At 61.5% G+C, this 26148-nt stretch carries 25 protein-coding genes and 3 pseudogenes; 18 read left to right on the top strand and 10 right to left on the bottom strand.

Annotation, left to right across the window (positions count from 1 at the left end):
* Positions 1-2: 2 nt before the first annotated feature.
* The 4 genes from ACFFP0_RS23635 (at position 3) to ACFFP0_RS23620 (ending at position 5544) form a co-directional block, all read left to right on the top strand.
* Positions 3-1907: an ATP-binding protein gene (locus tag ACFFP0_RS23635; RefSeq protein WP_377264670.1), complete on the top strand. Its 1905-nt coding sequence runs from the start codon at positions 3-5 to the stop codon at positions 1905-1907.
* A gap of 191 nt (positions 1908-2098) precedes the next feature.
* Positions 2099-2443: a hypothetical protein gene (locus ACFFP0_RS23630; protein ID WP_377264669.1), complete on the top strand. Its 345-nt coding sequence runs from the start codon at positions 2099-2101 to the stop codon at positions 2441-2443.
* The gene (locus ACFFP0_RS23625; RefSeq protein ID WP_377264668.1) at positions 2433-4169 is read left to right on the top strand and encodes a zeta toxin family protein; all 1737 of its coding nucleotides are present in this window, start codon (positions 2433-2435) and stop codon (positions 4167-4169) included. Before ACFFP0_RS23630 ends, ACFFP0_RS23625 begins: the two co-directional genes overlap by 11 nt.
* A gap of 286 nt (positions 4170-4455) precedes the next feature.
* Positions 4456-5544, top strand: a complete 1089-nt coding sequence (locus ACFFP0_RS23620; RefSeq protein WP_377264667.1) for a nucleotidyltransferase family protein — start codon at positions 4456-4458, stop codon at positions 5542-5544.
* A gap of 60 nt (positions 5545-5604) precedes the next feature.
* On the opposite strand, the pseudogene ACFFP0_RS23615 reads toward ACFFP0_RS23620, so the two are convergent.
* A pseudogene (locus ACFFP0_RS23615) lies at positions 5605-5760 on the bottom strand (DUF1403 family protein); the annotation flags it as partial.
* Between the two features lie 113 nt (positions 5761-5873).
* A complete protein-coding gene (locus ACFFP0_RS23610) occupies positions 5874-6362 on the bottom strand; it encodes a MarR family winged helix-turn-helix transcriptional regulator (RefSeq protein WP_377264666.1) in 489 nt (162 codons plus the stop codon).
* A gap of 63 nt (positions 6363-6425) precedes the next feature.
* Here ACFFP0_RS23610 and ACFFP0_RS23605 point away from each other — a divergent pair, with 63 nt between their 5' ends.
* The 4 genes from ACFFP0_RS23605 (at position 6426) to ACFFP0_RS23590 (ending at position 8648) form a co-directional block, all read left to right on the top strand.
* On the top strand, positions 6426-6716 hold the full coding sequence (locus ACFFP0_RS23605) for a DUF1330 domain-containing protein (RefSeq protein WP_377264665.1): 291 nt from the start codon (positions 6426-6428) through the stop codon (positions 6714-6716).
* Between the two features lie 158 nt (positions 6717-6874).
* The gene (locus tag ACFFP0_RS23600; RefSeq protein WP_377264664.1) at positions 6875-7129 is read left to right on the top strand and encodes a type II toxin-antitoxin system Phd/YefM family antitoxin; all 255 of its coding nucleotides are present in this window, start codon (positions 6875-6877) and stop codon (positions 7127-7129) included.
* On the top strand, positions 7129-7536 hold the full coding sequence (locus ACFFP0_RS23595) for a type II toxin-antitoxin system VapC family toxin (protein WP_377264663.1): 408 nt from the start codon (positions 7129-7131) through the stop codon (positions 7534-7536). The genes ACFFP0_RS23600 and ACFFP0_RS23595 overlap by 1 nt, the downstream gene beginning before the upstream one ends.
* Positions 7533-8648 carry a site-specific integrase gene (locus ACFFP0_RS23590; protein ID WP_377264662.1) on the top strand — a complete coding sequence of 372 codons (1116 nt, stop codon included), beginning with the start codon at positions 7533-7535 and terminating at the stop codon, positions 8646-8648. Before ACFFP0_RS23595 ends, ACFFP0_RS23590 begins: the two co-directional genes overlap by 4 nt.
* Positions 8649-8677: 29 nt before the next feature.
* Here the strand turns inward: ACFFP0_RS23590 and ACFFP0_RS23585 are convergent, their stop codons facing one another.
* The 3 genes from ACFFP0_RS23585 to ACFFP0_RS23575 form a co-directional block, all read right to left on the bottom strand.
* Complete coding sequence (locus tag ACFFP0_RS23585) at positions 8678-9082, bottom strand: type II toxin-antitoxin system VapC family toxin (RefSeq protein ID WP_377264716.1); 405 nt, start codon at positions 9080-9082, stop codon at positions 8678-8680.
* Complete coding sequence (locus ACFFP0_RS23580) at positions 9069-9311, bottom strand: AbrB/MazE/SpoVT family DNA-binding domain-containing protein (protein WP_377264661.1); 243 nt, start codon at positions 9309-9311, stop codon at positions 9069-9071. Before ACFFP0_RS23580 ends, ACFFP0_RS23585 begins: the two co-directional genes overlap by 14 nt.
* 461 nt (positions 9312-9772) lie before the next feature.
* Positions 9773-10885, bottom strand: coding sequence for an ABC transporter ATP-binding protein (locus tag ACFFP0_RS23575; RefSeq protein WP_377264660.1), 1113 nt, complete (start codon positions 10883-10885; stop codon positions 9773-9775).
* Between the two features lie 419 nt (positions 10886-11304).
* Here ACFFP0_RS23575 and ACFFP0_RS23570 point away from each other — a divergent pair, with 419 nt between their 5' ends.
* The 9 genes and pseudogenes from ACFFP0_RS23570 to ACFFP0_RS23530 all read left to right on the top strand — a co-directional run bounded on the left by ACFFP0_RS23570 (position 11305) and on the right by ACFFP0_RS23530 (position 20282).
* A complete protein-coding gene (locus ACFFP0_RS23570) occupies positions 11305-12078 on the top strand; it encodes a DeoR/GlpR family DNA-binding transcription regulator (RefSeq protein ID WP_377264659.1) in 774 nt (257 codons plus the stop codon).
* A gap of 78 nt (positions 12079-12156) precedes the next feature.
* Positions 12157-13398 carry an ABC transporter substrate-binding protein gene (locus tag ACFFP0_RS23565; protein ID WP_377264658.1) on the top strand — a complete coding sequence of 414 codons (1242 nt, stop codon included), beginning with the start codon at positions 12157-12159 and terminating at the stop codon, positions 13396-13398.
* On the top strand, positions 13395-14363 hold the full coding sequence (locus ACFFP0_RS23560; RefSeq protein WP_377264657.1) for a carbohydrate ABC transporter permease: 969 nt from the start codon (positions 13395-13397) through the stop codon (positions 14361-14363). The genes ACFFP0_RS23565 and ACFFP0_RS23560 overlap by 4 nt, the downstream gene beginning before the upstream one ends.
* Positions 14363-15184: a carbohydrate ABC transporter permease gene (locus ACFFP0_RS23555; RefSeq protein WP_377264656.1), complete on the top strand. Its 822-nt coding sequence runs from the start codon at positions 14363-14365 to the stop codon at positions 15182-15184. Before ACFFP0_RS23560 ends, ACFFP0_RS23555 begins: the two co-directional genes overlap by 1 nt.
* A gap of 75 nt (positions 15185-15259) precedes the next feature.
* Entirely contained in the window at positions 15260-16087 is an 828-nt protein-coding gene (locus tag ACFFP0_RS23550; RefSeq protein WP_377264655.1) for a glycerophosphodiester phosphodiesterase, read from the top strand.
* A 99-nt stretch (positions 16088-16186) separates the two neighbouring features.
* The gene (locus ACFFP0_RS23545) at positions 16187-16993 is read left to right on the top strand and encodes an inositol monophosphatase family protein (protein WP_377264654.1); all 807 of its coding nucleotides are present in this window, start codon (positions 16187-16189) and stop codon (positions 16991-16993) included.
* Positions 16994-17145: 152 nt separating this feature from the next.
* Positions 17146-18066: an aldose 1-epimerase family protein gene (locus ACFFP0_RS23540; RefSeq protein ID WP_377264653.1), complete on the top strand. Its 921-nt coding sequence runs from the start codon at positions 17146-17148 to the stop codon at positions 18064-18066.
* A gap of 63 nt (positions 18067-18129) precedes the next feature.
* Positions 18130-18351, top strand: a pseudogene (locus tag ACFFP0_RS23535) (IS66 family transposase); the annotation flags it as partial.
* 767 nt (positions 18352-19118) lie between these two features.
* Positions 19119-20282 (top strand): PI-PLC domain-containing protein, encoded by a 1164-nt coding sequence (locus ACFFP0_RS23530; protein ID WP_377264652.1) that lies wholly within the window; start codon positions 19119-19121, stop codon positions 20280-20282.
* 928 nt (positions 20283-21210) lie between these two features.
* Here the strand turns inward: ACFFP0_RS23530 and ACFFP0_RS23525 are convergent.
* On the bottom strand, positions 21211-21612 hold the full coding sequence (locus tag ACFFP0_RS23525) for a GlcG/HbpS family heme-binding protein (protein WP_377264651.1): 402 nt from the start codon (positions 21610-21612) through the stop codon (positions 21211-21213).
* Entirely contained in the window at positions 21605-22381 is a 777-nt protein-coding gene (locus tag ACFFP0_RS23520; protein ID WP_377264650.1) for an SDR family oxidoreductase, read from the bottom strand. Before ACFFP0_RS23520 ends, ACFFP0_RS23525 begins: the two co-directional genes overlap by 8 nt.
* A 174-nt stretch (positions 22382-22555) precedes the next feature.
* Between ACFFP0_RS23520 and ACFFP0_RS23515 the strand changes: the two genes are divergently transcribed.
* Positions 22556-23485 (top strand): LysR family transcriptional regulator, encoded by a 930-nt coding sequence (locus tag ACFFP0_RS23515; RefSeq protein ID WP_377264649.1) that lies wholly within the window; start codon positions 22556-22558, stop codon positions 23483-23485.
* 105 nt (positions 23486-23590) lie between these two features.
* On the opposite strand, the gene repC is transcribed toward ACFFP0_RS23515, so the two are convergent.
* The 3 genes and pseudogenes from repC to ACFFP0_RS23500 form a co-directional block, all read right to left on the bottom strand.
* Positions 23591-24805 carry a plasmid replication protein RepC gene (gene repC / locus ACFFP0_RS23510; RefSeq protein WP_377264648.1) on the bottom strand — a complete coding sequence of 405 codons (1215 nt, stop codon included), beginning with the start codon at positions 24803-24805 and terminating at the stop codon, positions 23591-23593.
* Positions 24806-24964: 159 nt separating this feature from the next.
* Complete coding sequence (repB, locus tag ACFFP0_RS23505; protein WP_377264647.1) at positions 24965-25936, bottom strand: plasmid partitioning protein RepB; 972 nt, start codon at positions 25934-25936, stop codon at positions 24965-24967.
* 65 nt (positions 25937-26001) lie between these two features.
* Positions 26002-26148: pseudogene (locus tag ACFFP0_RS23500) on the bottom strand (plasmid partitioning protein RepA); the annotation flags it as partial.

Genomic DNA, 26148 nt, shown 5'->3' with positions numbered 1-26148 from the left:
CATTGGGGGTTTTCAGCGTCGTCGTTTCCCTGCTGGTGCTCGATTCGGCGAATGCCCGCAAAGCCGACGCGCGGCACGGGATGCCCGCTCCGTCGAGCGATTGCGTCGAGCTGGCCACGATCCCGGCCCGCCGCTGCATTGCACCGGCCGCGTCCGCGGCATCGCCCCTCCCGCCGGCCGCAAACCAGCCGCAGCTCGCCGCCATCCAGTCCGACGACTGGCAGCAATTCATCCGGAAAAACCCGTTGGGGGCCCTGACGCGTCCCATCAGGCGCGGCCTGGAAAGTATCGGAGGAGCCGAGGCCCCCTCGACGCGCCGGCGCTCCAGGGCGCCCGCGGCGACACCCGCCGTCGCGCCTGCCGATATTCAGCCCGCCGACCTTCCGAAAACGGAGCAGGTGCCGGTCCCGATACCCCGCCCCTTGCCGGAAATCGTCGACGAAAAGCGATCCCCGCCGATCCCCGCGACGGCCAGCCTCGCCGCCACCGGCGCATTTGCGACTTACGCGGTGCTGGTCGTCTCGATCGGGCTGCCGCTTCTTGTCCTCGGCGCGGTCGCGTCCTCATGGCGAAGGGAAAGCCGCCGCCGCAGGAGTTTTGCGATTTCCATGCGGGCGATCCGCAACTCGATCGCGCATCTTGCTGCCGGCGAGGATGCGTTCCGCATCGGGGTCCAGGACGTTCTCGGCAAGATCGAGACCTTGTTCCAGCTTCGCTCCACCTCGGTGATAACGATCTGCCCGGCAAGCTGGGAGATAGAGCGCGCCTATGCCTCCACGCTGCAGCCGTTCTCGTGCGCGAAACTCGTCGAGGAGGCCCTTTCGGAGCTTCGAAAGCGCGGGAAGGCGCCGCGCGACCAGATGCTCTGGCGTTATCCCAAAAGCCCGCGGCGCGGCCTCAACGGCCTGCGTTCCAGAAGCAGGACGAAACCCGATGCCATCAGCTCCATGGCCTGGGTCAGCGACAGCCTGGGCGTTCTCCTCGTTGCGGAATGCACCGAGGCAACCTCGGCCATTCTCAGGGACGAGACACAGGCGCTGCACCATATCACCCAGCTTCTGGCGCTCGCGATCGAAGGAAAGTCGCGCAACGACGACGCCGCCAACACGCGCGAAGCATCGAGGAACGCAAGAGAGCTGGCGGGACGCGTCGCCCATGAGTTCAAGAACGTCCTGACCTCGATCACCGGCTACGCGGAGATGGCCGCCGATGCCCTGAACCCGGGTTCGTCACCGCATCGCTATGTCGAAAACATCCAGAAGGCCGGGCACCGCGCCAGGACGATCATCGAGCAGACGCTGGAATCCAGTCACCAAAACGAGGACTCCTCGGCGTCCTTCGACGCGGTCAGGACCGTCGACGAGATCATGCCGGAACTGCAGATGTGCGTGCCTTCGCCGATCCGTGTTCACGCGCTGCTGCCGGGCCTGCCGATCCGGATTCAGGGCGAGCCCGCGAAACTGCAGCAGATACTGATCAATCTGGTCAAGAATGCCGGCGAGGCCATGAAGACGACCGGAACCGTGACCGTCAGCGTCTCCTCATTGCAGCAGACCGCCGACCGGACCTTTACGCATGGCAGCATCGCGCCGGGGACTTTCGTCCGGCTGAGCGTCGCGGACGACGGCCCGGGAATCCCGGAAGCCGATGCGGCGCAGATCTTCGAGCCCTACTTCACGACCAAATCCGGGAGCGGGGGAACGGGGCTCGGCCTTCCGGTGGTGCATCAAACGGTCCTGGAACTCGGCGGCGCCATGGATCTGTGGACAAGGCCGGGCCTCGGCACCAGGTTCGACCTGTTTTTTCCGTGCCTCGCCGACATGAGTAAAGCGAGGGGAATACAGGCCGGCGGCGACAGACCGCGCGACGAGGCATCCGGCGATATGATCCTGGCCAGATCGATATAGGCGGTTTGGCGACGGCCGACAGGGCAGTTTGCGACGGGTCCCGCTTCAAACGCGGGCACCACCGGCAATATTTTTCATGTATTACAAATGTAGCCATACATCACTGGACAGTTTTGAATACGGAAATAACGTATGAATATTTGCTCCCACGGAAAATACATACGGAACACCAACAGTCATGTGAATGAATCATGCTTGAAGAAATTGATTGTCGTTCGGGCAAAGAGCTGGGACTTGCCGAGGCTTACTGGCAAAAGGCGGCTTTCGAGATCGTGAATGACGCGCACGACCACGTTGGGGCGCTCACATCGCGACTGATGACTTTCAAATATGCCCAGCACGGCAGCTTTGGAGAAAATGCCTTCCAATACGCGCTGGCAAACGCCAAGCGCATCGAGTTTTCACGTCGGCTGGGCCTTCTCGCCGGCAACGCCGTCAAGGCGGCGGAACTGACTGACGAACTTGTCCGCTTTGTCGAAACGGCGGTCGATCCCTGGCTTGCCGAGATCGAGAAGAGCATGAGCGGTGAGCCCTGATCCTGCGGCTCAAAGAGGGACGGTCCTGTCCCCGTCCCAGGTGGAGGAAATATTCCGGACGGAAATCCTGCCGGCAATCGGAGCATCCGGGGATGCGGTAGAGAACCCGACCTTCGCAGTCGTGAGCGGTCAGCAGGGTGCGGGCAAGAGCACGATGATCCGTCAGATCAAAGATGGCTTTGCAGGGCAACCGACACAAATCGTCATCTGCGACGACCTCAATGCGTACATACCCGGCAACAACGCAGCCCTGATGAAGGGCAATCACAAGGTCGAGGATCGAAACAGCTTCGCGGTATCGACCTGGTATCGGCAACTTCTCGATCGCAGCCTGGACAACAAATACAATATCATACTCGAGGCATGCCATTCTCCCGAGATATATGCCTACGCCCTGGAAACGGCCCGATCGAGAGGATATAGAACTCAGCTGAATATCGTCGCGACGGACAAGATAACCAGCGTCACCGCGATACACGATCGCTTCGACAAAGCGATAAAGAACGGCTTCGTCGCAACGACCGTGCTGCCCAGTACGGACGCACATTCCCACTATTATTCCCTCTGGCCCCGCGTTGCCGTCGATGTGGAAAAATCGAGGAATTTCGACAGTATCGCAATAGTTCAGCGAAATGGAAAAACCGTCTATAAAAACGAAGTCGTAACGCGCAACGACGGCAGGCAGGCCTGGAAAAATGAGCCGAGCGCGATGCGCGCGCTGATGATCGCCCGAAACGAACCTCTCCGCGACCCGCAGCAACGTTGGCTGAAAAGCACCTGGGAAAGGCTTTCAAACAGCCGGCAATTTGCACTCCACCCGGACTCGGCGAACGTATCGATCCCGGCGATCCGGAATCAGGTCGTGACGGCGCTTGGAAAGCAAGCCGACTTCAACCCCTACAAGACCCCGGTTGGCGACCAACGCAAGCCGGCCGAAAGGTTTCTGCGCGGTGTCCGAGAAGACATCCAACTGATCCTTGCGAACAAAAGCAATAGAGGTGATTTCCGGGAAGCTTCCTTCGAGCGAAACTTCTCAAGAACGTTGACGGCATTCTGCGATACGCTGGAACGCGAGATATCTGAAAAGGCCGCTGCCGGCTTCGAGCGCGCGCAAACAGGCAGACCGGCTCTCGGTCACACCTCCGCGAAGCGCCATCCGCCGACCGACGATCCGGGAGTTACGGGAGACGCCACGCAAGAGGCAAAGCGGTTCAAGACCGATCGTTTCGCAGACAAGCGCGGCGATCGGCCAACGATCGATCATTCGGCCACGCGAGAGCAGCATGGCGGGTGGAATTTGCGATACCAACAGGCGCGTCCGCTGGCAGAGCGAACACGGCAACCAGAGAAAACAGCGCACCACACGCAAGTGGACCAACATGCGCACCCAACAGCCGCTATCGGCACGGCGAGGGGGCGGAGCGACGAATATGGATCGGACCCATTCATCGGCGTGGACCTGGAAAAACTGGAACGTGACGCAAGACGGCAGCGGCATGCCCGCGCGACGGATCACGCCAGCGACGGCGAATACGGCTCCGACGCCTTCGAAGGAGCCAACCTGAGCCAGTTGGAACATGACGCCCTGCAACGGCGTCATGGCCCAAGAACGAACACCGGGAGTGACCAGGACTACGGTTCCGACCCGTTTGAAGGCGTCGATGTGAAGCAACTCGAGCGCGATGCGCTCGCACGGATACGCTCACGCGATGACCGGGGCCGCTGACCAAGCCGACCCTCGAAGCCGCCCGGCTGCCCGGGCTCCTCGGAACGGCCGAGGCCGCATCGTTCCTGCCGATCTCGGCGAGACTCCCGGGCCAGACGGCGCCCCAGCGCCAACCCGTCCAGTTGAGACCGGCGCAGGGCCGGCAAAACACCCTCATCGAGGGCGGCCCCAACGGGAGCGTCGGCAATGCGACGATACCGACCAAACGGTATCAACTCCCTTTCCTTTTCACCTGACATCAGTTATTACCTTTTATAAAATATGGTAATAACGCCTGAGCCCAGTCATGAAGTCGATCGATCTCGTGTACCAGACCATGCTTGCGGAATTGGGGCAGCGTGCAACGGATGCAGCATGGACGGCCGACTTTCCAGCCGAGGGGCGTTTCGTCAAGGCAGCCGTAAAAGGCAGGCGGTACTGGTATTTCGATCTATCGGACGAAACCGGCAGCAAGAAACGCCGCTACGTCGGCCCGGTCGATGATCCTGAGATCTCTCAGCGAGTTGAAACCTTCAAACGCGAAAAGGATGATTATCGCGCTCGCAGGCGCATGGTCTCGTCTCTTACCCGCGACGGCGGCATGATCGCACCTGATCCAATGTCAGGCGATATTGTCGAAGCGCTGGCAGCCGGCGGATTATTCCGGCTTCGCGGCGTCTTGATCGGCACCGTGGCGTTCCAGACATATGCCGGCATCCTCGGTGTTCGACTTCCTGCTGCAGCCCTTCTGACGGGAGATGCGGACATCGCCCAGGACTATGCGATCTCGCGCGAGGTGGAAGACAGCTTACCCCCCATATTGGATTTACTGCGGGCCGTGGATGAAACCTTCCGACCGGTCCCCCATCGATCAGGCGCGGCAGCTTCTTCGGCGTTTCAAAACGCCACAGGATACAGGGTCGAATTCCTGACATCGAATAGAGGAAGCGACGACCATGTCGATCAACCCGCCCGCATGCCTGCCCTTGGCGGTGCAAGCGCCGATCCACTCCGCTTCCTGGACTTCCTCATCCGCGATCCAACGAGAACGATGCTTCTGCATAAGGGCGGCATCCCCGTAACGGTTCCCGATCCGTCACGATACGCAGTCCATAAGCTCATCGTCGCATCTCGACGCCGCAACGACGGCCAAAGCGCCGTAAAGCGGGACAAAGATATCCGACAGTCCTCGCTCCTGTTCGAAGCGCTCGATCAGACACGACGGCATGCCGATCTCGCCCTTGCCTACACCGAGGCATGGGAGCGGGGCCCAGCCTGGCAGGACGGCATTCGCTTCGGCGCGGCCATGCTCACTGAAGCCGAAAAGCAGAGGCTCCGGGATGCGCTTCGACTGGGAGCACAGCAGACCGGTGAGACCGCCACCATGCCATTCTGATGAAACAATGGCGGCCGATTTGAGAGCAAGGCGATCGCGCCGGCAGCCGAGCCATGGCGGCTCGGCGCGGATCAGATCGTCGAGCGATTTCAGGGCGATACCGGCGGCAAAGGCCGCCTCAGTTTCGCCAATGTCGCGGCCGTGCGATAGCGCCCAGCTCGGTAAGCGGAGTGACGAGGTCAAGGCTGGTCCGGTGGCGGGCGCGAGCGAATCCATGGAATGGAGAATAAATCAAATGCGCGGTTTATGCGGGAAATACTGCATTGAACCGCACGCCCCGTCGCCGTCAAAAACGTCCGATAATCTTGCCTTATCGGACATTGCTCTCCTTATATAGAAAGAGCGTTTTCGGGGCGGGCGGAATCCTGCGTCGAGGCCGCCGCCCTGGCCAATTGCGCCATTGCCCGTGTCGCCGATCGAAGCCGTTCATCGCCCATCCGGCGGGACAGTTCCGCCTTGGCGGTTTTCCATAGAGGAAGGGCCTCTGCCATGAGGCGGCGCCCGGAATGGGTCAGGTTCAGCCGCTTTCCCGCGCGGCCGCGTCCGCCTTCAGCCTGGACGAGGCCTCGCGCCTCCAGGTTCTGGACATTTCGGCTGAGAGTCGTCGCGTCGACCCCTGCGCCAACAGCAAGATCGACGACCGTAGCGCCCTCGGCCGCTCCGATCCCGACCAGGAGGCTGAATTGCTCGGCCGTCAGCCCGAGCGGCTTGAAGCAGGCGTTGTAATAGCGCGTGACGGCCCGCGCCGTCGCACGGGCCTGAAAGCCCGGACATTCCGCTGCGACGCCCTTCAGAGATTCCGGATCAAATCCGCTCATATCCACGTCCTCGACAATCCTGTGCGGACATAATAGTGTATATGCATTATTTGGAGAAGTACTATGCCGGCATATGTTCATATCAATCTGCGTGTCATCGATTCCGCCAGGCAGGCGGCGCTCGCGCCTCGTTTTCAGGCGGCCCTGCGGGAGGCAGGCGGGCGGATTCTGCACTTCGGTCCGGTTGCGCAGGTTCTTGAAGGCGATGAGGCGCCTCTCCCGATGGCTGGCGTGTTTGAGTTTCCGACCCTGGCCCAGGCGCTGGCCTTCTACAATTCCGAGAAATACGCCCCGATCAAGGCCGAGCGCCGGGAGGCTCAGCAAGCGAGGATGTTCGTCGTCGAAACCGGCTGAAGCGCCCGATCCCGGATTCCCGCGAAGGTCGGGAAGCGTCGCGCTGAACGACGGCGGATCGGGAAAGACAGCCCTCGGAGCGGTGAAAAATCCGCTCTTTCATCCATCGGCCAAAGGAGCTATATAGCTAGACTGGCTAGCCAGCTTGGAGCAGTTCGATGGAATGGCAACTGCAGGACGCCAAGAACCAGTTCTCGAAAGTGGTGCAGAAGGCGCGCCGCGAGGGACCGCAGGTCGTCACGCTGCGCGGCGAGCGTGCGGCGGTGGTGCTGTCCGCCCGCGACTACGACACGCTGCGCGCCGGCCGGCCGACGCTGGTCGACGATCTGCTCGGCGGCCCCGCCTGGGACGACGCGCTTGCCGACGCGGTCGAAGTGCGCGCCAAGACCCCGAGCCGCGACGTCGCCTTCTGATGTATCTTCTCGACACCGATATCGTGTCGGAGGCGCGACGCGGCACGCCGCAGGCGGTGGCCTGGCTGCGCTCGGTCGACCCGCTGGGCATCCATCTGAGCGCCCTGACGCTTGGCGAAATCATGCGCGGCATAGCGCTGAAACAGAAGTCGGATCACAAGGCCGCCGCGCACCTCACCGAGTGGCTGCGCAGGCTGCGCCACGACCATGCCGACCGCATCCTGCCGGTGACCGACCAGATCGCCGTCGAATGGGGCCGCATCGCCGCCATCGGGCCAAGGGGCGATATCGGCGGGCTGATCGCCGCGACCGCGATCGTCCACGACCTGATCCTCGTCACACGCAACGTCAGGGATTTCGAGGATACGGACGTCTCCATCGTCAATCCCTGGGAGACACCGGCATGAGCGGCCCGGCGACAGGCCCGGAACCGCCGGAGGCCGACCTTTCCCGCCCGGGTGGCGCGGCGGCCGACACGGACCCCCGGGGCGCCGGCCTCCCCTCTCCCCTTCCGGAAGCGACCCCGGCGCTGCCAGCGCATCTCGAACGGCTCGCCGATCGGGCGCGGACCTATGTCGAGGCGGCCAGCTCCGCCAACACCCGCAAGGCCTATGCCTCGGACTGGAGGCATTTCACCGGCTGGTGCCGCCGGCAGGGGCTCGACGTGCTGCCGCCCGATCCGCACACCGTCGGCCTCTACATCACCGCCTGCGCGTCGGGCACGGCCGGGCCGGGGTCAAGAACGAACTCCGTTTCGACCATCGAGCGGCGGCTGTCGTCGCTCACCTGGAACTATACCCAGCGCGGCCTCGCCCTCGACCGCAAGGACCGCCATATCGCCACCGTGCTCGCCGGCATCCGCAACACCCACGCCGCCCCTCCCCGGCAGAAGGAAGCCGTGCTGCCCGAACAGCTGATCGCCATGCTGGAAACGCTCGACCGCAGCACGTTGCGGGGCCTGCGCGACCGGGCGATGCTGCTGTTCGGCTTCGCCGGCGGCCTGCGCCGGTCCGAGATCGTCGGGTTCGACGTCGGCCGCGACCAGACGGAAGACGGCCGAGGCTGGATCGAGATCCTCGACAAGGGCATGGTGGCCTTCCTCCGCGGCAAGACCGGCTGGCGCGAAGTCGAGATCGGCCGGGGCTCGTCGGAAGCCACCTGCCCCGTCGCCGCGCTGCAGGCCTGGCTGAAATTCGCGAAGATCGCGCACGGCCCCCTCTTCCGCAGGGTGACGGGCGAAGGCAGGAATGTCGGGCCGGATCGTCTGGCCGACAGGCAGGTGGCCCGCCTCGTCAAGAAGACGGCTTTGGCGGCGGGCATACGCGGCGACCTGAACGAAATCGAGCGCGCTCTCAAGTTTTCCGGCCACTCGCTGCGGGCCGGGCTTGCCTCATCCGCCGAAGTCGACGAACGCTACGTCCAAAAACAGCTCGGCCACGCTTCCGCCGAGATGACGCGCCGATACCAGCGCCGTCGCGACCGGTTCCGGATCAACCTCACCAAGGCTTCCGGACTGTAGGCGAAGCCCCTCCCCCGCCTCATGCGACGTTACGAACCCGGGGTGATCAGCTCAACGGTCGGGAAATAGGTCCGATAACGGCCGATGTCCCGCGTCAGCAGGGGCAGTTTCTGCACGGCGGCCTGCGCGCCGATGAAAAAGTCCGGCAGCACGCCGGTGCGCGAACCGCCGGCCCTGCGATAGTGCGTAAATACCTTTCCGGCGAGAAACAACGCCGCGCGCGGCAGCGATGTAAGTTCCAGGCCAGCCTCCTCGATGAACGCATCCAGTTCCTCGATGCGTTCATAACGGACGGCAAGTTCCGCATAGATCACATCGTTGATCAACAATGGTCCTGCAAGGCTCGCGGTTTCCAGCTGCGCGACAGACCAGTCCGCCCAGACCGGATCATCGGTGACGAGATCGAGCAGGACATTGGTGTCAACGAGGGTCACGTTCGCCACGCGTCATCGCCATGATGGCATCGGTATCGAGTCCTTTCCCGGCATGGCCGCGAAGTTTCTGGAAGCGGCTCGTCGGCTGCGTCTTGTCGGCCCTCGTCAGCACAACGCTTCCGTCAGCGGCCCGATGGAAATCGACCTTGCTGCCGGGAACGATACCAAGCAGGTCCCGAACCGCCTTCGGGATCGTGACCTGCCCTTTTGCCGTGACCGTCGTCGTCATTTTCGTGACCTCGTAATACCAGATTTCGGAAAGGTATTACCAACAGGGACGAAAATCAAATCCTCGACCGCCCGATACCTCCAGGAGCACCGATCAAGGCCCCGCCGGTGTCGGACAGCGGCACGCCGCCGCCGACCGGGAGCAGCCCGCCACGGTGGACATGATCGCAATGCGGGGCCGGTTTGCCAGGCCGGTCCGGAGCTTGGCGCCGAAGGCCCGGGACAGGCATCCTGATACTGCAGGCTGGCTTCTCTCCACCCGAATCCCGGAAGGGCCATCGGCCGGCGACCGATGGCCCCGCCTCCGGGAGGAACCGCGGGTCGGAAAAATCCGGCCCGCAGATAACGGCCGCGACAGCCGTTATGGCGATGTTCAAGACATGCGAGGCCCCGGAGAATCCTCCGGGCTTCCGGGAAGGAAAATTGCCTCGCAACAGGCAAGGTCCCCTTCCGGATGGTTGACTACCGGGCGTCGAATACGAGCCGCAGGCCGCTATCCGCATCGAACAGATGGATCTTGTCGGCCTCGGGCGCCACGTGGATCGTCTCGCCGGGCCTGGCGGAGATCCGTTCGCGGAAGACGCAGACCAGATCCTGATTTCCTTCCGCGGCAGGATCGGGCCTTGCATTCGGATCGCGAACGACCACCTGCGTTTCCGATCCCATCGGCTCGACCACGACGACTTCGACCGGAACGCCGTCGGCCGCGCCGGCGGTCGTGAGGCGGAAATGTTCCGGGCGGACGCCATAGGTTGCGGCGCGGCCTTCGAAGGCCCTGGCGGTTGCCTGTGGCAGTGGCAGCCGCAAACGGTCCTCGCTCGTGAATGCACCGTCCCGAACCCTGCCGCGCACGAAGTTCATCGACGGGGAGCCTATGAAACTCGCGACGAACAGATTGCGCGGACGATCGTAGAGCTCCAGCGGAGCGCCGATCTGCTCGACGACGCCGTCATGCATGACGACGATCTTGTCGGCCATCGTCATGGCCTCGACCTGGTCATGGGTGACATACACTGTCGTGGTTTTCAGCCGTTGGTGCAGTTCCTTGATCTCGGCGCGCATGGCGACGCGCAGCTTCGCGTCGAGGTTCGACAGGGGTTCGTCGAAGAGGAAGACCTGCGGATTGCGGACGATTGCCCGGCCCATCGCAACGCGCTGTCGCTGCCCGCCGGACAATTGCCGGGGGAAACGGTCGAGATATTTTTCGAGGCCGAGAATGCCTGCCGCGCTCCTGACCCGGGTGGCGATCTCCGCGGAAGGGATTTTTCGCAGTTTGAGCGAATAGGCCATGTTGTTGGCGACGGTCATGTGCGGGTAGAGCGCGTAGTTCTGGAAAACCATCGCGATGTCGCGCTCCTTCGGCTCCACGTCGTTGACGACGCGATCACCGATGCGGACCTCTCCCCCCGAAATATCCTCAAGGCCGGCGATCATCCGCAGCAGCGTCGATTTCCCGCAACCGGACGGGCCGACAAGGATGACGAATTCTCCGTCCTCTATGTCAACCGATACCCCGTGAAGCACGTTCAACGCGCCGTAGGTCTTCCTTACGTTGTCGATTGCCAATCCTGCCATCTTGCAGCTCCTCCATGGCTCACTGTTCTTGTGATCGTCATTCGGTCTTCCATTGCGGGTCGAGAGGGCCGGCGGACAGCCCGGGAGGGTGCTGCCCACCGGCGCCGGCGCGCTTCCGCGGCCAGCAAAACGTTGAAACCTCTCACCCGCAAACCGGGATTTCCCCGCGCTCCCATAGTCATACCTGCCGCCGCCGCGCGGGCTGATCCGCGAGGGACGCAGCGACATGATTGATATGAACGAAATCGCTCATCCCGTCGATTTCGATATGCAATACTTCGCAAACGCCTGTAGCACGGCGCTTGTTTCCGTTCAATACGTCAACGTAACGTCACAAAACCTTCATGTTTTGGTGACTTGACAACGAACATATTCGCTCGGTATGAGCGATATTCGTCATATATTGAACTGGAACCGCCGTGCTGAATACCGCCGAAGACCGCCAGGAGAAGATTGTCGACCTGCTTCGCGAGGAGCTGTTCCTCGATATCAAGACGCTGACGAAGCGATTTGATATTTCGGTCGCGACCGCCCGGCGTGATCTGGTCGAGCTTGAAGAGGCGGGTCTCCTGCGGCGCACCCATGGCGGCGCGGTCAGCGTATCGCAGGTGGCGCATGATCCGGCCAACGCGACGCGGGCGGTTTCCCAAAGGGCGGAGAAGAGAGCCATCGCCGAGGCGGCGGCAGCGATGATCGCCGACGGAGATGTCGTCCTTCTCGATGCCGGCACGACCGCGCTGGAAGTCGCCAAGCTGCTCGTGGGCCGCAAGGGGCTGACCTTCATCACCAACGGCGCCGACATCGTCGCCGAACTGATCCGGCACGACGCATCCAGCGTCTATTCCGTCGGGGGAGAATTCGCCGAGATCAACCGGTCCTTCCGGGGGCCGCTGGCCGAGCATTTCATCCGGCAGTTCAACGTCGACAAGCTCATTCTCAATGCCGCCTCGATCGATCTCGGCCGGGGCCTGATCTTCACGGGGTCGCCGGTCAACGCGAGCATCCAGAAGGCGATGATCGAGGTTTCGAGCCGCACGATCGTGGTCGCGGACCACACCAAGTTCACGAAGTCCAGTTTTTCCGTCACCGCGAAGATCGAGGATGTCGGCGCGATCGTCACCGACGCGGGCGCCAAGGCCATCATCGAAACCGCGCCGGAAAAGCTCAGAAGGAAATTCGTCATCGCAAACTGAGTAGCGATGCCGCGCCACCCAACAACAGTTTCCAACGGAAATAGGGAGAAGACCATGTTTGCCAGCAGAAGACATATCATGTTCGGTACGGCCGTGATGATGCTTGCGTCGCTGTCGGGCGTCGACAGCGCCTGGAGCGCCGGCGACGTGAACCTCAGCCTGATGATCTGGGACCCGGCCCAGAAGGCTGGCGTTCAGAAGGCGGTGGATGCATTCCAGACGGCGAACCCTGCCATCAAGGTCTCGCTCGTTCAGGTTCCTCCGGATCAGTATTACACCAAGCTCGACGCGTCGCTCGGCGCCGGCGAGGGGCCGGACGTCATGTGGCAGAGCTCGAGGGCGTCCTACTATGTCGAGGGCGGCGCCCTGGAGCCCCTGACCGGCTACATCAAGAAGGACAACCTGTCGCTTGACGGCTACAACAAGCAGATCGCCGGCCTCTACAACATCGGCGGCGAGCAGTACGGCGTGCCGAAGGACATGGACGCCTGGACGTTCATCTACAACGCCAGCATCTTCAAGAAGCTTGGCGTGGAAGCGCCCAAGCCCGACTGGACATGGGAGGACATGGTTCGCATCGCGAAGGAACTGAAGGCGAAACAGGCCCCCTCCGACGTTCCGCTCTATTACAACTATTCCTTCAACAACGGTGTCGCGAGCCTCGTTCACGCGCTTGGCGGCAAGGTGATCGACAACAACAAGAGCGCCATGTCGTCGGCCGCCGGCACCAAGGCGCTGGAAATGGTCAAGTCCCTCCAGGACGAGGGGCTTATCCTCAAGGTGGCCGACTCCTCGGACTTCAATCCGGTTTCGTCGCTGATCTCCGGCAAGCTGGCCATGGGCGAAATCCCCTCGTGGAACCTCAGCCTCCTCTCGAAGGCCGATCTTCCGGCCGGCACCTTTCAGGCTGTCCGGATGCCGTCGGTCAATGGATCGTGGACCACGGACACCAACGGCCTCGTCTACGTGATGAACACCAATTCGAAGCACAAGGACGAGGCGTGGAAGCTCATCAAGTTTCTGACCTCGGATGAGGGCGCCGTGCTTCATGCCGAGGGCGGGGCGGGCCTCCCGGCCAACACCGCGAAGGCCACGCTCTCGGCCTTTGTGAAGGCGAACGAGAAGCTTGGCGGCCTGGAGCAAGCGCTGTCGGTCACGATCGACAAGAGCTACCTTCGCACCACCACCCGGTATCCGAAAATCATCACGGCCAACAGCAAGATCAACAGTGCGGTGATGGGTCCCTTCTACGCAGGTTCCGTATCTGCTTCCGATACCGCGAAGAAGATCGACGAGGCACTGGACGAGGCACTGCGGTGACCAGCGCCGCTCCAATTCCACTCAACAGCGCCGAACCGCAACCGGGCCACAGGAAACTGTGGCCCGGGGGGCTGAAGTGGCGGCAGGCGCGGGCAGGATATCTCTTTCTGATCCCGCTGTTCGCCGGGTTGATCGTCTTCCGGTTCTATGCGTTCGGCTACAATGTCTGGCTTTCGTTCACGAAGGCCGGCGCGTTCGGCCCGCCGCGCTTCATCGGCCTCGACAACTACCGGCGGCTGCTTTCCGACAGCCAGCTCGTGGTCGCACTGTACAACACCGTGAAATTTGCCCTGATCGCGGTGCCGGGCGTCGTGATCGTCTCGCTGCTCTGCGCGTTGCTCATGCAATACCGGTTCCGCGGCGAGTCGGTGTTCCGGGCGATCGTCTTCCTGCCGGCGGTCTGTCTGCCGACGGCGATCATCCTCGTCTTCGGATGGCTGTTCCAGACGCAATACGGCCTGGTCAACGCCGTCATCCAGACCATGGGTTCTTCTCCGGTCAGCTGGTTCGGGAGCGAGGCCGGCGTGACGGCCGTCGTTTCGATAATCGTGGTCTACCTCTCGTTCAGCGTTCCCGCGATCATCCTCTATGCAGGCATGCAGGACATTCCCTCCGATGTCTACCAGGCGGCCATGCTTGACGGCGCGGGGCCCGTCCACCGGTTCTTCTCGATCACCCTGCCGCTTTTGACGCCGTCGCTGTTTTTCGTGATCCTGACGTCGACCATCGGCATTCTGAAGCTGTTCGACACGGTCTACATCCTGCTGCCGCCTGTCGACCATTCGGTCTCGACGAACTACGGCCTCACGCTGGTCTACTATTATTACTACCTCGCATTCGTCGACGCCGGCCAGCGTGGCTACGCGGCAGCCGTTTCCCTGTTCCTGCTCATCCTGATCCTCGGCGTTTCGATCGTTCTGCTCCGGCTTCAACGCCGGTTCGTACACTATGGGGAGGACGGCTAGTGTTGATTCAATATCGCGTCCAATGGTGGACCTACGTTGCCGTCACCTTCGTCGGCCTGCTGATCCTCGCACCATTCGCCTGGATGGTGTCGACGGCGCTGATGACGACGGCGCAGACGCTGCAGGTCCCGCCGAACATCATACCGTCCCCGGCCACCCTCGACGGCACGCGGGAAGTCTTCAACCGGCTTCCCTTCGCGATCCTGCTGTCCAACACCATCGTCGTGTCGATCGGGCGGGTGATCGGCACGATCGTCATCTGCTCGATGGCGGCCTATGCGCTGGCCATCATCAAGGTTCCCGGCGCGAAGTTCATTCTCCTGATCATCCTGGCGCTGATCATGGTCCCGGGCGATATCTTCATCATCCCGAGCTATTCGATCATCACCTCGATGCGCCTGACCGATACGCTGGTGGCGCTCGCGCTGCCGTCGCTGTTCGACGTGTTCGGCGTCTTCCTGCTCTACCAGTTCTTCCGCGGCGTCCCGAAGGAGCTGATCGAGGCGGCGAGGATCGATGGCGCCTCCCATCTGCGCATCCTGGCGACGATCGTCGTGCCGATCGCGCGCAGCGGCATCATCTCGCTGGCGATCCTGACGACGCTCGCCGAATGGAAGGAGCTGCTGTGGCCGATCGTCGTCAACAGATCCATCGACAGGATGACATTGGGACCCGGCCTCGCCCTGCTGCGCGGCGAATACACGACCGACTGGAATGTGCTGATGGCCGCGGGCGTGCTGGCCGCCCTGCCGATGGTTATCATCTTCCTGATCCTCCAGAAGAGGTTCATCGCCAGCTTTGCCCGAAGCGGGCTGAAATAGCCCGCTTCGACAGTCTTCCTGAGTTTCCCGGTTCCGCACATGCCGGGGAACCCGCATTTAATGAACGAGGAATCGATGTTCGACCTTTTGCCCTCGCGCTCCGGGCGCATACTCGTCGGCGGCCATCGCGGCCATTCGATCGAGGGACATGAAAATACCCGCCCTGCCCTGCTGCGGGCAAAGGAACTCGGGGCTTCGTTATGCGAGATCGATCTTCGCATGACCCGCGATGGTCGGCTTGTCGTTTTTCACGACGATATTCTCGACAACGCGTCGACCGGACGAGGGCTGATCTCTCAAATGGACTATGCCGGGATAACCGGGCTGAAGACGAAAAACCGAAATGGCATGGCGGCTGGCGGCCAGCCGATCGAGCTGTTCGAAGACATCCTGGCCTACAGCCGGGACCTTGGCCTTGGCCTTATCGTCGAGATCAAGGACAAGTTCGAGGGCACGTCCTATCTCGAAGAGGTTATCCGGCTGCTCAGCCAGGCAAATATGATCGAGCGCGTGCTGATCAGCTCGTTCGATTATGTGGTGTTGCGCGATATCAAGCGTCTCGCCCCCGACATCCGCACGATGGGCATCAACTACCATCGGCTGGTTGATCCCGCTTCGACGGCCCGCTCGGCGGCCATGGACGTCATGAACACGGACTATCCGCAGTTCATGCCCGACCTGGCCGAAAGCCTCCACGCCGCAGGGGTCTGCGTCAGCCACTACGTCCCCCCGCCGCAGCACTTTGCCTTGAGACGCGCATACGGCTTCGACTATCTCGACCTGCTGCGATCCCACATGCAGGCAGGTCTGGTAGACATGCTCATCTGCGACGACGTCGCCTGGATCGTCGAGTTCACAAAGGCCTGCGGCCTGTCACCAGCCCGGTTGCCGTTCGCGGACTAGAGCGCCGGGCAGAGCCACCCCGTCGAAGGGTCCTGCGCAAGAGTCATCGGCATCATCGCGATGGTGTCGATGTTTCAGTAGATATGAGGAAATAAGCCTATGGCTGACAATGCAGACCATCCGTCTTCCCCCGCTTCCATGGCAACCGTCGTCGAGGCGATAGCCCGCCGTGCCGGAGAGATCGCGCTGCGGCACTTTCGATCGCTGGCGACCTTGCCGGTTGAAAGGAAGGGGCATCTGGATCTGGTGACGAATGCCGATCGCGAGGTTGAAGAGTACCTGATTGCGAGCTTGCGGGAAGCGTTTCCACAAGATGGATTTTTTGGCGAAGAGGGTGGCGAGATCGCCGGACGATCAGGGCGAATCTGGGTCCTCGACCCGATCGACGGCACGTTCAATTTCGTGCGCGGAAGCCACAACTGGGCCGTATCGATCGGGCTCTATGAAGATCATCAGCCCATTTTCGGCGCGGTGTACGCTCCGGCTCGTGATCTGATGGTGACGGGTGGAGTGACGAGCGAAGCGCGCATCAACGGCAACCCGGTGCCAAAGCTTCCCGAGTTCGACGTCAGCCGTGCTTCAACGGGCGTCGGCCTTCATCCGTCGCTGGCGACGGAAGACCGGCTGAACCTCCTGCGCTTCATATTCGACGAGCTCAACATCAATTTCCGCTGCTGCGGATCTTCAACCCTGTCCCTCATCGAGATCGCCACGGGGGAAACCGACGGCTATGTCGCGCTCTACGATTCCACATGGGACGTCATGGCGGGCCTCGCCATACTTGCAAGTCTCGGCGTGTCCCACACGATCGACTGGAAAAAGGTCAACCTGCAGGACAAGCTTCGTTTTGCCTGCGGAAGCGACGCATATCTGGCAAGGTTGCGTCCGCTCCTCGAAGCCGCCTAGAGCATCCTGCGTTCCAGACGACGCTTGCCCCGGCCTGAGAGGATCTCGTGACATCAAATGGATATGGAGACCACTGTGCCGTCGGCACGCGACCGCTTCCGGAACTTCGCAAGAGGACGGTCGATCTTCGTGGCGTTGCCGATATACGCCTGATGCAGGTCGAGGACGGCCCGGGCCGGGGGCAGCGATTGTTCATCCTTCGCAATTCCACCGGCCTCGGGCTGGAGATCGCCGTCGATCGGGGCTTTGACATTTGCAGCGCGACCTGGCGCGGGGTGAATATCGGCTGGAACAGTGCCAACAACCTGCCCTGGCCGCCCAACTCCGTCGATGCCGAAGATGGCGTCGGCTTTTACAGAAATCTGGATGGCTTCATCGTCACCTGCGGACTGGATCACTTCGGTGCCGCGGGCCGGAGCGATGCAACCCATTTCATGCATAAGCATCGGAAGGAAGTCTTTAATCCGCTGCATGGCAGGATCTCCAGCCAGCGCGCGACGATCTCCGGCTATGGCATCGAATGGGAGAAGGATGCTCCTGTCATTTGGGCGGAGGGCGTAGTCAGGCAGAGCTCGGTCTTTGGCGAGAATCTCGTGCTGCGACGCCGGGTGGAAGTCGAGGTTTTCGGCGGAACCATCCGGATCAACGATATTGTCGAGAACAGAGGCTTTCGCCCGACCCCGCACGCCATCCTGTATCACGTCAATTTCGGCTATCCGTTTCTGGACGAGACGATCAGAATCGCGGGAAATCTGGAACCCTCGCAGATGGAGATGTTCAACTCCGAAAATAAGGCTCCTCGGGATAATTTCATTGATTATTTTAGCGAAATCCCGGTTGCGACCGACACGTCCGAAGTCGTTGTCGAACTCTGCAATGAGACAATCGGGGGCGGCATAAGAACGCAGCTTGTTTTCGACAGGGATAATCTACCGGACTTCGGTATATGGCGCGCGTTTCAGTCAGGCGTTTACGCGCTCGCATTTGAACCCATGAGACGCGCGTCCAGGGAGACCGAGCTCCTGCCGGGAGAACGGGCATCCTATCGGCTGGGACTCAACCTGATGTCCTGATTTCACATCGTCGGGCCCGCGGCTCAATGCCTATCCAGGGACGTGCCTGCCATCGGCGAGAATGCGCCGACGAGACCGCCCATCACCGCTCACCTTCCGCGCATTGAACTCATCGTCGAGCCGGAAACCCTGAGACCTGCACCCGCAGCTCCGCTCGACCGATCCAGGCCGGCTTGCCGGCGGAAGCGACCATCGCACATGGCGCTCTGGCAGGACCGGATCATGAGCCGACAGGGCATTTCCCCCGACCGCTCCACAGTGGCCGACCAGGTTGGCCGGGCAGCAAACATGCCGATCTCTCCCGCATCGCGGGCGAACATGCCATGCCGGCCATTCGACGGTTTGCCTGCGCCGCCGCCGCCATCTTTCTGGCCAACCCCGGCACGAACAAACGAATAAAGAGACAAATAAACGTCGCGCCTGTACGAATTTATTTGCAATCATTCGCACAATTTATCGGACAAACTTACAAACAATACACATATATACATCCTGCCAATGCCAAGAAATGCCAAGACGCTAATGCATGCCAAGACACCACTCGGGTCAGCTCGGGGCAACAATCCCTCCGCCGGAATGCCAAGTGACGCTAATGCATGCCAAGGCGCCACTCGGGTCAGCACGGAGCAATAATCCCTCCGGCACGGTACAAATAAGCGAATTGTCTGACATGCATGACGCATGCACTGCCCCCTCGGGCTGAAGGCCACGTCAGCTTGACGAAAACCTGCTCAAATCCGCGCAATCACGCGTAAGCGCGGAGGAACAACCCTCCGCTGGCCAGAGGCACTTCTTTCTATAAAGCCAGGCGATTTCTCCTGATTTCGACACCATCATCACCATCATCTTCCCCAACAAACATCAGCATACTCACAGCATCCCAATCCAACCGCAGCGAACATCGGCAATGGCGGTGAGTAACTCTCCAGTGTGTCACGAAACTCGTGCTGACAGCATCCTAGGACCCCATCTACGATTACCCCAAGGCAGACCAGCCCAAGCCCCGCCTGCCCGAGGGCATGTCGGAGGAGGTGTTCTGGAAACTTCATTGCATGCCCGACATGGTCAAGCATCGCAACGAGCATTGGAAACACCGTCAGCTCGGCCACCATCGCGCGCAGATGTTTCCCGCCGTGGGCAAGCCTGCGAACAGTCGCAGCTCCCTTGTTGCGAACCTTCAGCAGGGGCGAAGGCACAACGAACTGGATGGCGTGCTCACCAAGGACCAGGTCGTGGCCATCCTTCATGATTTCTTTGCGTTGCGCGAAGCAGGCATCGATGCTCCGGTCGGCGACCTTCTGTCCGAGCAGATCATCGGAGTGAAGATGACGATCTCCAAGTTCCAGGCGGCTGGCTTCGCTCCCCGGGTCAACGTGGCTGCCGACACCGTCGAAGAGATGTTCGGACTGATCCGATACGGATTGTCGCTCGATCCCACCGCCACTTTCTATCCCGACCTCCGCAACGAGCAATGTGCCCCGTTCACGGCCAAGCTCAGTCTCATGGAGGATGAAATCTGCGACCATGTCGTCATGATGTTCTACACGTTCCGGATTGTGCTTGGCGACGATCATGCGCGTCAGGTCGAGAGTTTCCCTCACCACCCCGATTGGAAGGCCCGCACCCACCGCCTCCTCAACTTCTACCCGAGCGAGTTGATCACCGTCGCCTCGCGCCTCGGCATGCCTGCGGATACCTGCGAGCAGCTTCTGGATGCCGGCAAGGCTGTTATGGACAGCTACATCAAGGCGCAGCTTCCCCTCTTCGGACTTCTGGCGATGAACTCCGGCCTGACCCCGTCGGATTTCCCCGGTTTTGACTACTTGACCAAGGTCGAACGCCAGAACGTTTTCGCGGAAGAGGCGATGGTGAAGCTTGTCAACTGGTCTCGGGACAACGCCGCACTCCCCTACCTGAAGATCGGGTCCGGCACCCGTGCCTACGACTACTCCATCCCTCTTGAGGATGGCCAGCTGGAGTTCCATACCTTCGATCTCATGACCTGCAAGCCGGTGCCCTGGCCCAAGTCGGCGGTTCTCAGGAAGATCAAGGAGCTGTACGCAACTCCCGGCGTCTGCGAGAGAGTTCTTCGCCCTGACCTGATGATCACCGACGCCCCCGAGAAGGCGGCCCTGGAGTGCTGCGGCATCGAGGCCGATGACAGCAACGGATATCGCCACCCCCAATTCGACCTGGTCTTGTCCTCGGACAATTGATGCCTTGCGGGGAACCTGATGTAGCAGGAGCAGGATTGCAGTCGCAGATGGAACGTGGGTGAGATGTCTTCAACGACACGGTGGCATGTGCTTCAACACGCATGCCTGGTTGGGAAATGGTTCTCTTCAATTTGTTCTTGTCCGGGAGGTCGGCGCGCTGCGCATGCGACTTCCCCTTCCGCTCGCTTGACACCTGATGCTTTCTTGATTTTCGTTCCCCGCTTATCGGGGCTGTTTTGCTTGATCCCATAAACCAATTAGCTAGCCGCGAAATACACGTACTTCGGCTCAAACCAACTGCTTCCGTGAATACCCGTGCATCTTGATAGACCGTGTTCCGCAGGCAGGCATGGATCGGTTCCGAAGCCCCTCGGCGTGAACGGATGACCGTCGGATCTAATCGCAGGGTTAGGGTTAGGGTTAGGGTTAGGGTTAGGGTTAGGGTTAGGGTTAGGGTTAGGGTTAGGGTTAGGGTTAGGAAAAGACTACATGTCTATATATCCTGCCAACCCACATAACAGGGATAATTTGACCCTATTTCAGCGTAACCGTCCGGTCAGGGTACGCGATAGCAGCCCATCGGCACGCTGATGCTGTTGCCCCTCCCCGCCCCGGCCACAAGCCGCTCCTGGGGAATCCGCTTGCCCTTGTCATCGCGCGTTCGGAAGCCGGGTCTTCCAGCGTCTCCCGACGGGCCGGCCGCAGACGCTGCGTTCTGGCGGTCTTGTTGGCGCGCAACGGCGGAATGCAGGTTTCGAGCAGGCCGCTTGGTTCGGCAGGCAGTATCGGAAACAGCCGGTTGCTCTGCCGTCTTGATGGTCGTCGCCTCGGCCGCAGCCGTAGGCGATGCAACGTGATCGGCGGCAAGAACCGGCCGGAATGATCGGGTGGTCCTTGCCGCCGCCGGGATCGGGCAGAGGCGGTGGCTCTATCCGGCGGTGGTCGCGCGAGCGATCGCCGCATCCTGCTCGGGCGTGCCGCCCGATACTCCAAGAGCGCCGATCAGGACCCCGCCGATGTCGAACAGCGGCACGCCGCCACCGACCAGGAGCAGCCCGCCATGGTGGACATGATCGAAATGCAGGACCGGTTTGCCAAGCTCCAACGGCGCGTTCAGCGCGTCGGTGGGGGCCTGGAACATCACCGACGTGCGTGCTTTGGCAATCGCCAGTTCGTTGGATGCCAGCCAGGCCCCGTCCATACGGGAGAACGCCACCAGATTCGCGCCCTTGTCCAGAACCGCAAACACCGCCTTCATGCCGGCATCCCCGGCCGCCGCTCGCCCCTTCGCGACAAGGCCTTGCGCGTATTCGAGCGTAATGTCAGGCATTCTGGGTCCACTCCGTTTCCTGCCATTGCTTTGCGACGTCGATGGTTCCGAGCGGACGCATCGTGCGGTAGAGATGATCTTCCGCCGGGATGATCTCGACCATCGCGTCGATCATATCCTTCGGGTCGGCTTGATCCGCCAGCGAATTGCCGAAATCCGGCATCGGGGCGACAGCGGTTCTTTCATCGTACCACTGCGTATGGCTCTCCGCGCCGGTATCGTTGAAGCCGGTACCGAACACGCCGGGGTTCACGGTGGCGACCTTGATGCCATATGGCGCCAGCTCGGCCCTCATCGAACCGGCAATGGCCTCGATGGCATGCTTGGTGGCGCAATAGATGCCCACGAACGGAATGACGAGGATGCCGCCCATCGACGAGGTCCACACCACCTTGCCGGTCTTGCGCGCCACCATCTTGGGAACGACGCCCTGCGCCAGCTTGAGATGGCCGAAAACATTGATCTCGAAGGATTCGCGCACCCGCTCCATCGGAATGTCGACGACGGAGCCGCTTTCCATGACACCGGCATTGAGCACGAGCACGTCGGGATCGTAGGTCGCCGCATGGGCGATGTCGATGTCGTCCAGCAGATTGAGCTTGATGACTTCAAGCTTGACGCCCGCTTCCGCCGCATCGGACCGCAGGCTCCGCACCAGAGGCCAGGCTTCGGCGGTTGCAACAACCTGGTGTCCACGGCGCGCAAGCTCGATCGCCGCGCCACGGCCAAAACCGGAACTGGCACCCGTGATCAGGATTTTCTTTGTCATGGTCATTCTTCTTCTCCATGGCTGATGTCGGTTCGATCTTCGCGGCGGAGGTCGAATCCCCGTGTCGGGCGAAGATCCGATGTGCAATTTCGCCTGTCGCAAAATTTCCTCGGCCGGATTCAAAGCTAGGCAATCTTGACTGCAACAACAATGTCAACAATGCTTGATGGTGCGATGAAAGATATTCACCAATCGACAAGCGGCGACCTGTTCGCCCTGAACGTATTCCTGGCGGTCGCCAATCACCTGAGTTTTCGGGCCGCCTCGCCTGAACTCGATATAACGCCCTCCGCGATCAGCCACTCCATCAGAAGCCTCGAGCAGCGCCTTGGAGTCCGCCTGTTCAACCGAACGACGCGCAGCGTTTCGCTGACGGAGGCGGGTGAACGGCTTGCCGCGAAACTGCGGCCGGCCATGTCGTCGGTCACCGAAGCATTGCGGGAGGTAAACGACTTTCGCGGCGTTCCGACCGGCACGGTGCGGATCAATGCCAGCGACACGGCCATCCGCATGATCCTGCGGCCGATATTGGCTCGTTTCCGGCGCGACTATCCCCAGGTCCATCTCGATATCGTTACGGACGGCAGGCTTGGCGATATCGTCGCCGAAGGCTTCGACGCAGGCATTCGCCTGGAGGAAGCGGTGCCGCAGAACATGATCGCGGTTCGCCTCACCGAAACCGCACGGTTTGCCGCCATCGCATCGCCGGATTATCTCGCCGCTCGCGGCAGGCCCGCCGCACCGCAAGACCTCTACCAACACGATTGCATCCGCTTTCGCTTCGAAAGCGGCGCGATCTACCGCTGGGAATTCGAACGTCACGGCATTGTCGAAACCATCAATGTCAACGGCCCGCTGACCCTGACCGACCAGACGCTGATGGTGGAGGCGGCGATCGATGGTATCGGAATTGCTTTCGTGCCCGACTTCCTTGTTGCCGATGCCCTTCGCACGGGACGCCTCGAACGATTGCTGGACAGCTGGTGTCCGCCTTTCCCCGGCGTGTGCCTCTATTATCCGGGCCATCGCCATGTTTCGTCGGCCTTGCGAGCGTTGATCGACACCATCAGGAAAGAACTGCGAGCGCAGAATCTCAACCCGTAGCCGATTGCGGTTTTCATGCAGGCCGTGGCATGCGGCGCGGAAAGCCGCACTCCTTCATCCCGTTCTCAGCCGGCCCGGCCATTCCTTCTTCCGGGCAGCCGCGCGTCATCCCACCTTGCGCCCGCTCCCGCCATTCGCCTTCAGCAGAGCCATGAGCATCGGTCCCAGCGAGAATTCGCCACGCTCCGACCGTCGCGTCAAATCTCTCAGGTAGCCGCCGGCCGAGTTGATGAAATTCGCCCGCTGCAGGATGCAGCCAACCGCAATCGCCGTGTTTTCCGGTCCCATGATCTCGCAGGCCTCCTGATAGGCGGATGGGCTGATGCCGAGCGTCGACCGGACCACGACCGCCGCCGACATCAGGTCGCGCCAGTTTCCAATCGCGCCGCCGGGGGTATAGTCCAGCACCTGCGGACAGGCCTTCAGGACCAGACCGAGCGGAAACGCCTTCATCGGCCCGCTCTTCGGCCGATCTTTCCCCGTCGGCTTTGCGCCTTGCTCGTTTCTGGAGCAAAGTTCAGATTCATGGATGGATTCGGGATTTGAATTCTGTATGTGGCGCTCATCATGGGCGGCATTGGTGTTGTTTTTTTCGAAATTTGCCTGCGTTTCTAGTCGGTTGAGGATTTCTTCCTTCAGCAGCAGCATCTCGTCGAGGATATCGGCCACGTCGTCGATCGACGGAATGCGCGGAATACGGCCGACAAGGGCCACATACAGGCTTTCGACCGTCTCCCAGTCGCCATCCGCCCCCTCCTCCATCGCGGCCGTGATCAGCTTGCGGACGTCGCGCCGGCAGACGGTCAGGCTCTCTTTCGCCCGCCGGAAAGCCGCACGGTCGGCGATCACCCGCTGCGCCATCATCGCCAGCTCCTCCGCGCGCGCCAGAAGGGGCGACAAATCGAACCCGTAGGCGCTTTCGATCCCGCCCCCGTCGTCCTTGCGCGCATATCGCTTGCCGTTGGCGCTGTCCTTGCGCACGATCAAGCCGGCCTCCACGAGGATCGCCAGGTGCCGGCGCAAGGTCGCGCCGGCAATGCCGTGGGCGCGCAGCGTCAATTGCGCGTTGGAGGGAAAAACGATCATCTGCGCATCGTGGCGCAGTTCGTTATCCGGGTAAAAACTGAGGAGGGCGTCCAGGACCGCCAGGCTGCGATCCTGCAGCCCAAGCAGCATCCGCGCTTCCGAGGCGTCGCGAAACACCTTCCACTTCTCGGCCGATTTCCCTTCCCTGATCTCCGTCGCGGCGACCTGCCGTTTCACCAGGGCAAGCGTCATCGGCCGCCGCCCGAAGGGCGTCGTCACATATCCACTTCGCATTTTCCTTCACCTTTCTTCAGGCAAAAGAAACCCGCTCACCAAAACGGCGCCAAAGACTCTTGACTGTGATTCGTGGAAATGCGATTCTTCTGGTGCTGAATCAGAGAGAGGCGTCCACGACGGAAACGTTTTGGGGGCCTTTTTCTTTTGCGTCTGCTCCTATTCCTTGCCGACCTGCTTTCGATATGCCGCGTAGAGCTCGTCCAGGCTCGCGGCGATGAACTCACCGAAACCGACGGCATCCCTGGCCTTGAACGCCAGCGTGTAATTCTTGCCGTCGTTGCGGATATTGGCCGTCACGGTCTTGTCGCGCGGCGTCCACTTCTCCTGCTTGGGCGCGCGGGCCGACCCGACCGGCTTGCGGCGGGTCAGGGCATCCATGACGAAGGCGAAACGCGCGTCTCCGTTGAGGCCGTCGAGATCGGTCTCCGCCAGGGTCCGGCGGAGCGATTCGAGATTGCTCGGCTTTTCCAGAAGCTGCTTCAGTTCGTACCAGCGATCCCGGCCGGGCGCTCTCGCGCCCCCGATGGCCGCGAGAATGTCGTCGGGCATGTTCGCCACGGACAGCATCTTGGACACCGTCGCCCTGTCGATGGAAAGGGCAGCCATCACGGTCGCGCTGTCGCTGTCGTAATTCAGGCTGCCGAGCTGCCTGGCAAACATCGCCTTCTCGATGAAGGAGAGATCCGAGCGGGCGGAATTCTCCTGCCCCTGCGCGATGACATGCTCCCTGTCCGCCATCGACTTGACCACGGCGCGAACCTTGCGCCCCAGGCGCTCGGCCGCCTTCAGGCGCCGATGGCCGAACACGACCATGTAGCGGCCGCTCTCCGTGGCATGCGGCCGCACCAGGATCGGGCTCGTCTGGCCCTGCTCCCGGATCGCGGCGACAAGATCCTCGAAAGCCTGGGGGTCGTCCTCCAGGCGATCGCGCACGAACGAGGCGTCGACCACGGCCGGATCGAGCTCGACCACCGTCTCGCCCTCCAGGAGCTTGTCGGCCCGTTCCGCCAGCTCGTCGATGGTGGAGATGATCGAGCGCGAGGCGCCCTTGACCGTATAATCCAGCGCGACGCCGTTATCCGGGCGGGCCTCGTTCATCAGGTTGGCGAAGGGGTTTTTGCGCGCCATGGGCTAATACCCTCCTATCTCATTGAGAAAGTTGCCGAAAACAGGTCTTTTGACGGCCGTCAACATCATAGCCGCCCCCATGCGCGATGGATCAGGCCCTGAACCTCGAAATTCACCGCGTCCATGCACTCGATGGCCCGGTCGTAGGTGCCGCGGGTGAAATTGTTGCGCTCGACTTCATAAAGCGTCTGCTTGGTCAGGCCGGCATCCGA

The organism is Neorhizobium puerariae (assembly GCF_042429745.1).
Lineage (GTDB): Bacteria > Pseudomonadota > Alphaproteobacteria > Rhizobiales > Rhizobiaceae > Neorhizobium > Neorhizobium puerariae.
The sequence above is the reverse complement of the archived record's forward strand: the minus strand, read 5'-3'. Positions and strand labels throughout refer to the sequence as shown.

What these genes read in the sequence shown, in the direction of transcription:
- ACFFP0_RS23630 (WP_377264669.1), top strand. Translation starts at nt 2,099, where the DNA reads ATGCTTGAAGAAATTGATTGTCGTTCGGGCAAAGAGCTGGGACTTGCC.
- ACFFP0_RS23620 (WP_377264667.1), top strand. Translation starts at nt 4,456, where the DNA reads ATGAAGTCGATCGATCTCGTGTACCAGACCATGCTTGCGGAATTGGGG.
- ACFFP0_RS23610 (WP_377264666.1), bottom strand. Translation starts at nt 6,362, where the DNA reads ATGAGCGGATTTGATCCGGAATCTCTGAAGGGCGTCGCAGCGGAATGT.
- ACFFP0_RS23605 (WP_377264665.1), top strand. Translation starts at nt 6,426, where the DNA reads ATGCCGGCATATGTTCATATCAATCTGCGTGTCATCGATTCCGCCAGG.
- ACFFP0_RS23600 (WP_377264664.1), top strand. Translation starts at nt 6,875, where the DNA reads ATGGAATGGCAACTGCAGGACGCCAAGAACCAGTTCTCGAAAGTGGTG.
- ACFFP0_RS23595 (WP_377264663.1), top strand. Translation starts at nt 7,129, where the DNA reads ATGTATCTTCTCGACACCGATATCGTGTCGGAGGCGCGACGCGGCACG.
- ACFFP0_RS23590 (WP_377264662.1), top strand. Translation starts at nt 7,533, where the DNA reads ATGAGCGGCCCGGCGACAGGCCCGGAACCGCCGGAGGCCGACCTTTCC.
- ACFFP0_RS23580 (WP_377264661.1), bottom strand. Translation starts at nt 9,311, where the DNA reads ATGACGACGACGGTCACGGCAAAAGGGCAGGTCACGATCCCGAAGGCG.
- ACFFP0_RS23575 (WP_377264660.1), bottom strand. Translation starts at nt 10,885, where the DNA reads ATGGCAGGATTGGCAATCGACAACGTAAGGAAGACCTACGGCGCGTTG.
- ACFFP0_RS23565 (WP_377264658.1), top strand. Translation starts at nt 12,157, where the DNA reads ATGTTCGGTACGGCCGTGATGATGCTTGCGTCGCTGTCGGGCGTCGAC.
- ACFFP0_RS23550 (WP_377264655.1), top strand. Translation starts at nt 15,260, where the DNA reads ATGTTCGACCTTTTGCCCTCGCGCTCCGGGCGCATACTCGTCGGCGGC.
- ACFFP0_RS23545 (WP_377264654.1), top strand. Translation starts at nt 16,187, where the DNA reads ATGGCTGACAATGCAGACCATCCGTCTTCCCCCGCTTCCATGGCAACC.
- ACFFP0_RS23540 (WP_377264653.1), top strand. Translation starts at nt 17,146, where the DNA reads ATGCAGGTCGAGGACGGCCCGGGCCGGGGGCAGCGATTGTTCATCCTT.
- ACFFP0_RS23530 (WP_377264652.1), top strand. Translation starts at nt 19,119, where the DNA reads ATGCCCGACATGGTCAAGCATCGCAACGAGCATTGGAAACACCGTCAG.
- ACFFP0_RS23525 (WP_377264651.1), bottom strand. Translation starts at nt 21,612, where the DNA reads ATGCCTGACATTACGCTCGAATACGCGCAAGGCCTTGTCGCGAAGGGG.
- ACFFP0_RS23520 (WP_377264650.1), bottom strand. Translation starts at nt 22,381, where the DNA reads ATGACAAAGAAAATCCTGATCACGGGTGCCAGTTCCGGTTTTGGCCGT.
- ACFFP0_RS23515 (WP_377264649.1), top strand. Translation starts at nt 22,556, where the DNA reads ATGAAAGATATTCACCAATCGACAAGCGGCGACCTGTTCGCCCTGAAC.
- repC (WP_377264648.1), bottom strand. Translation starts at nt 24,805, where the DNA reads ATGCGAAGTGGATATGTGACGACGCCCTTCGGGCGGCGGCCGATGACG.
- repB (WP_377264647.1), bottom strand. Translation starts at nt 25,936, where the DNA reads ATGGCGCGCAAAAACCCCTTCGCCAACCTGATGAACGAGGCCCGCCCG.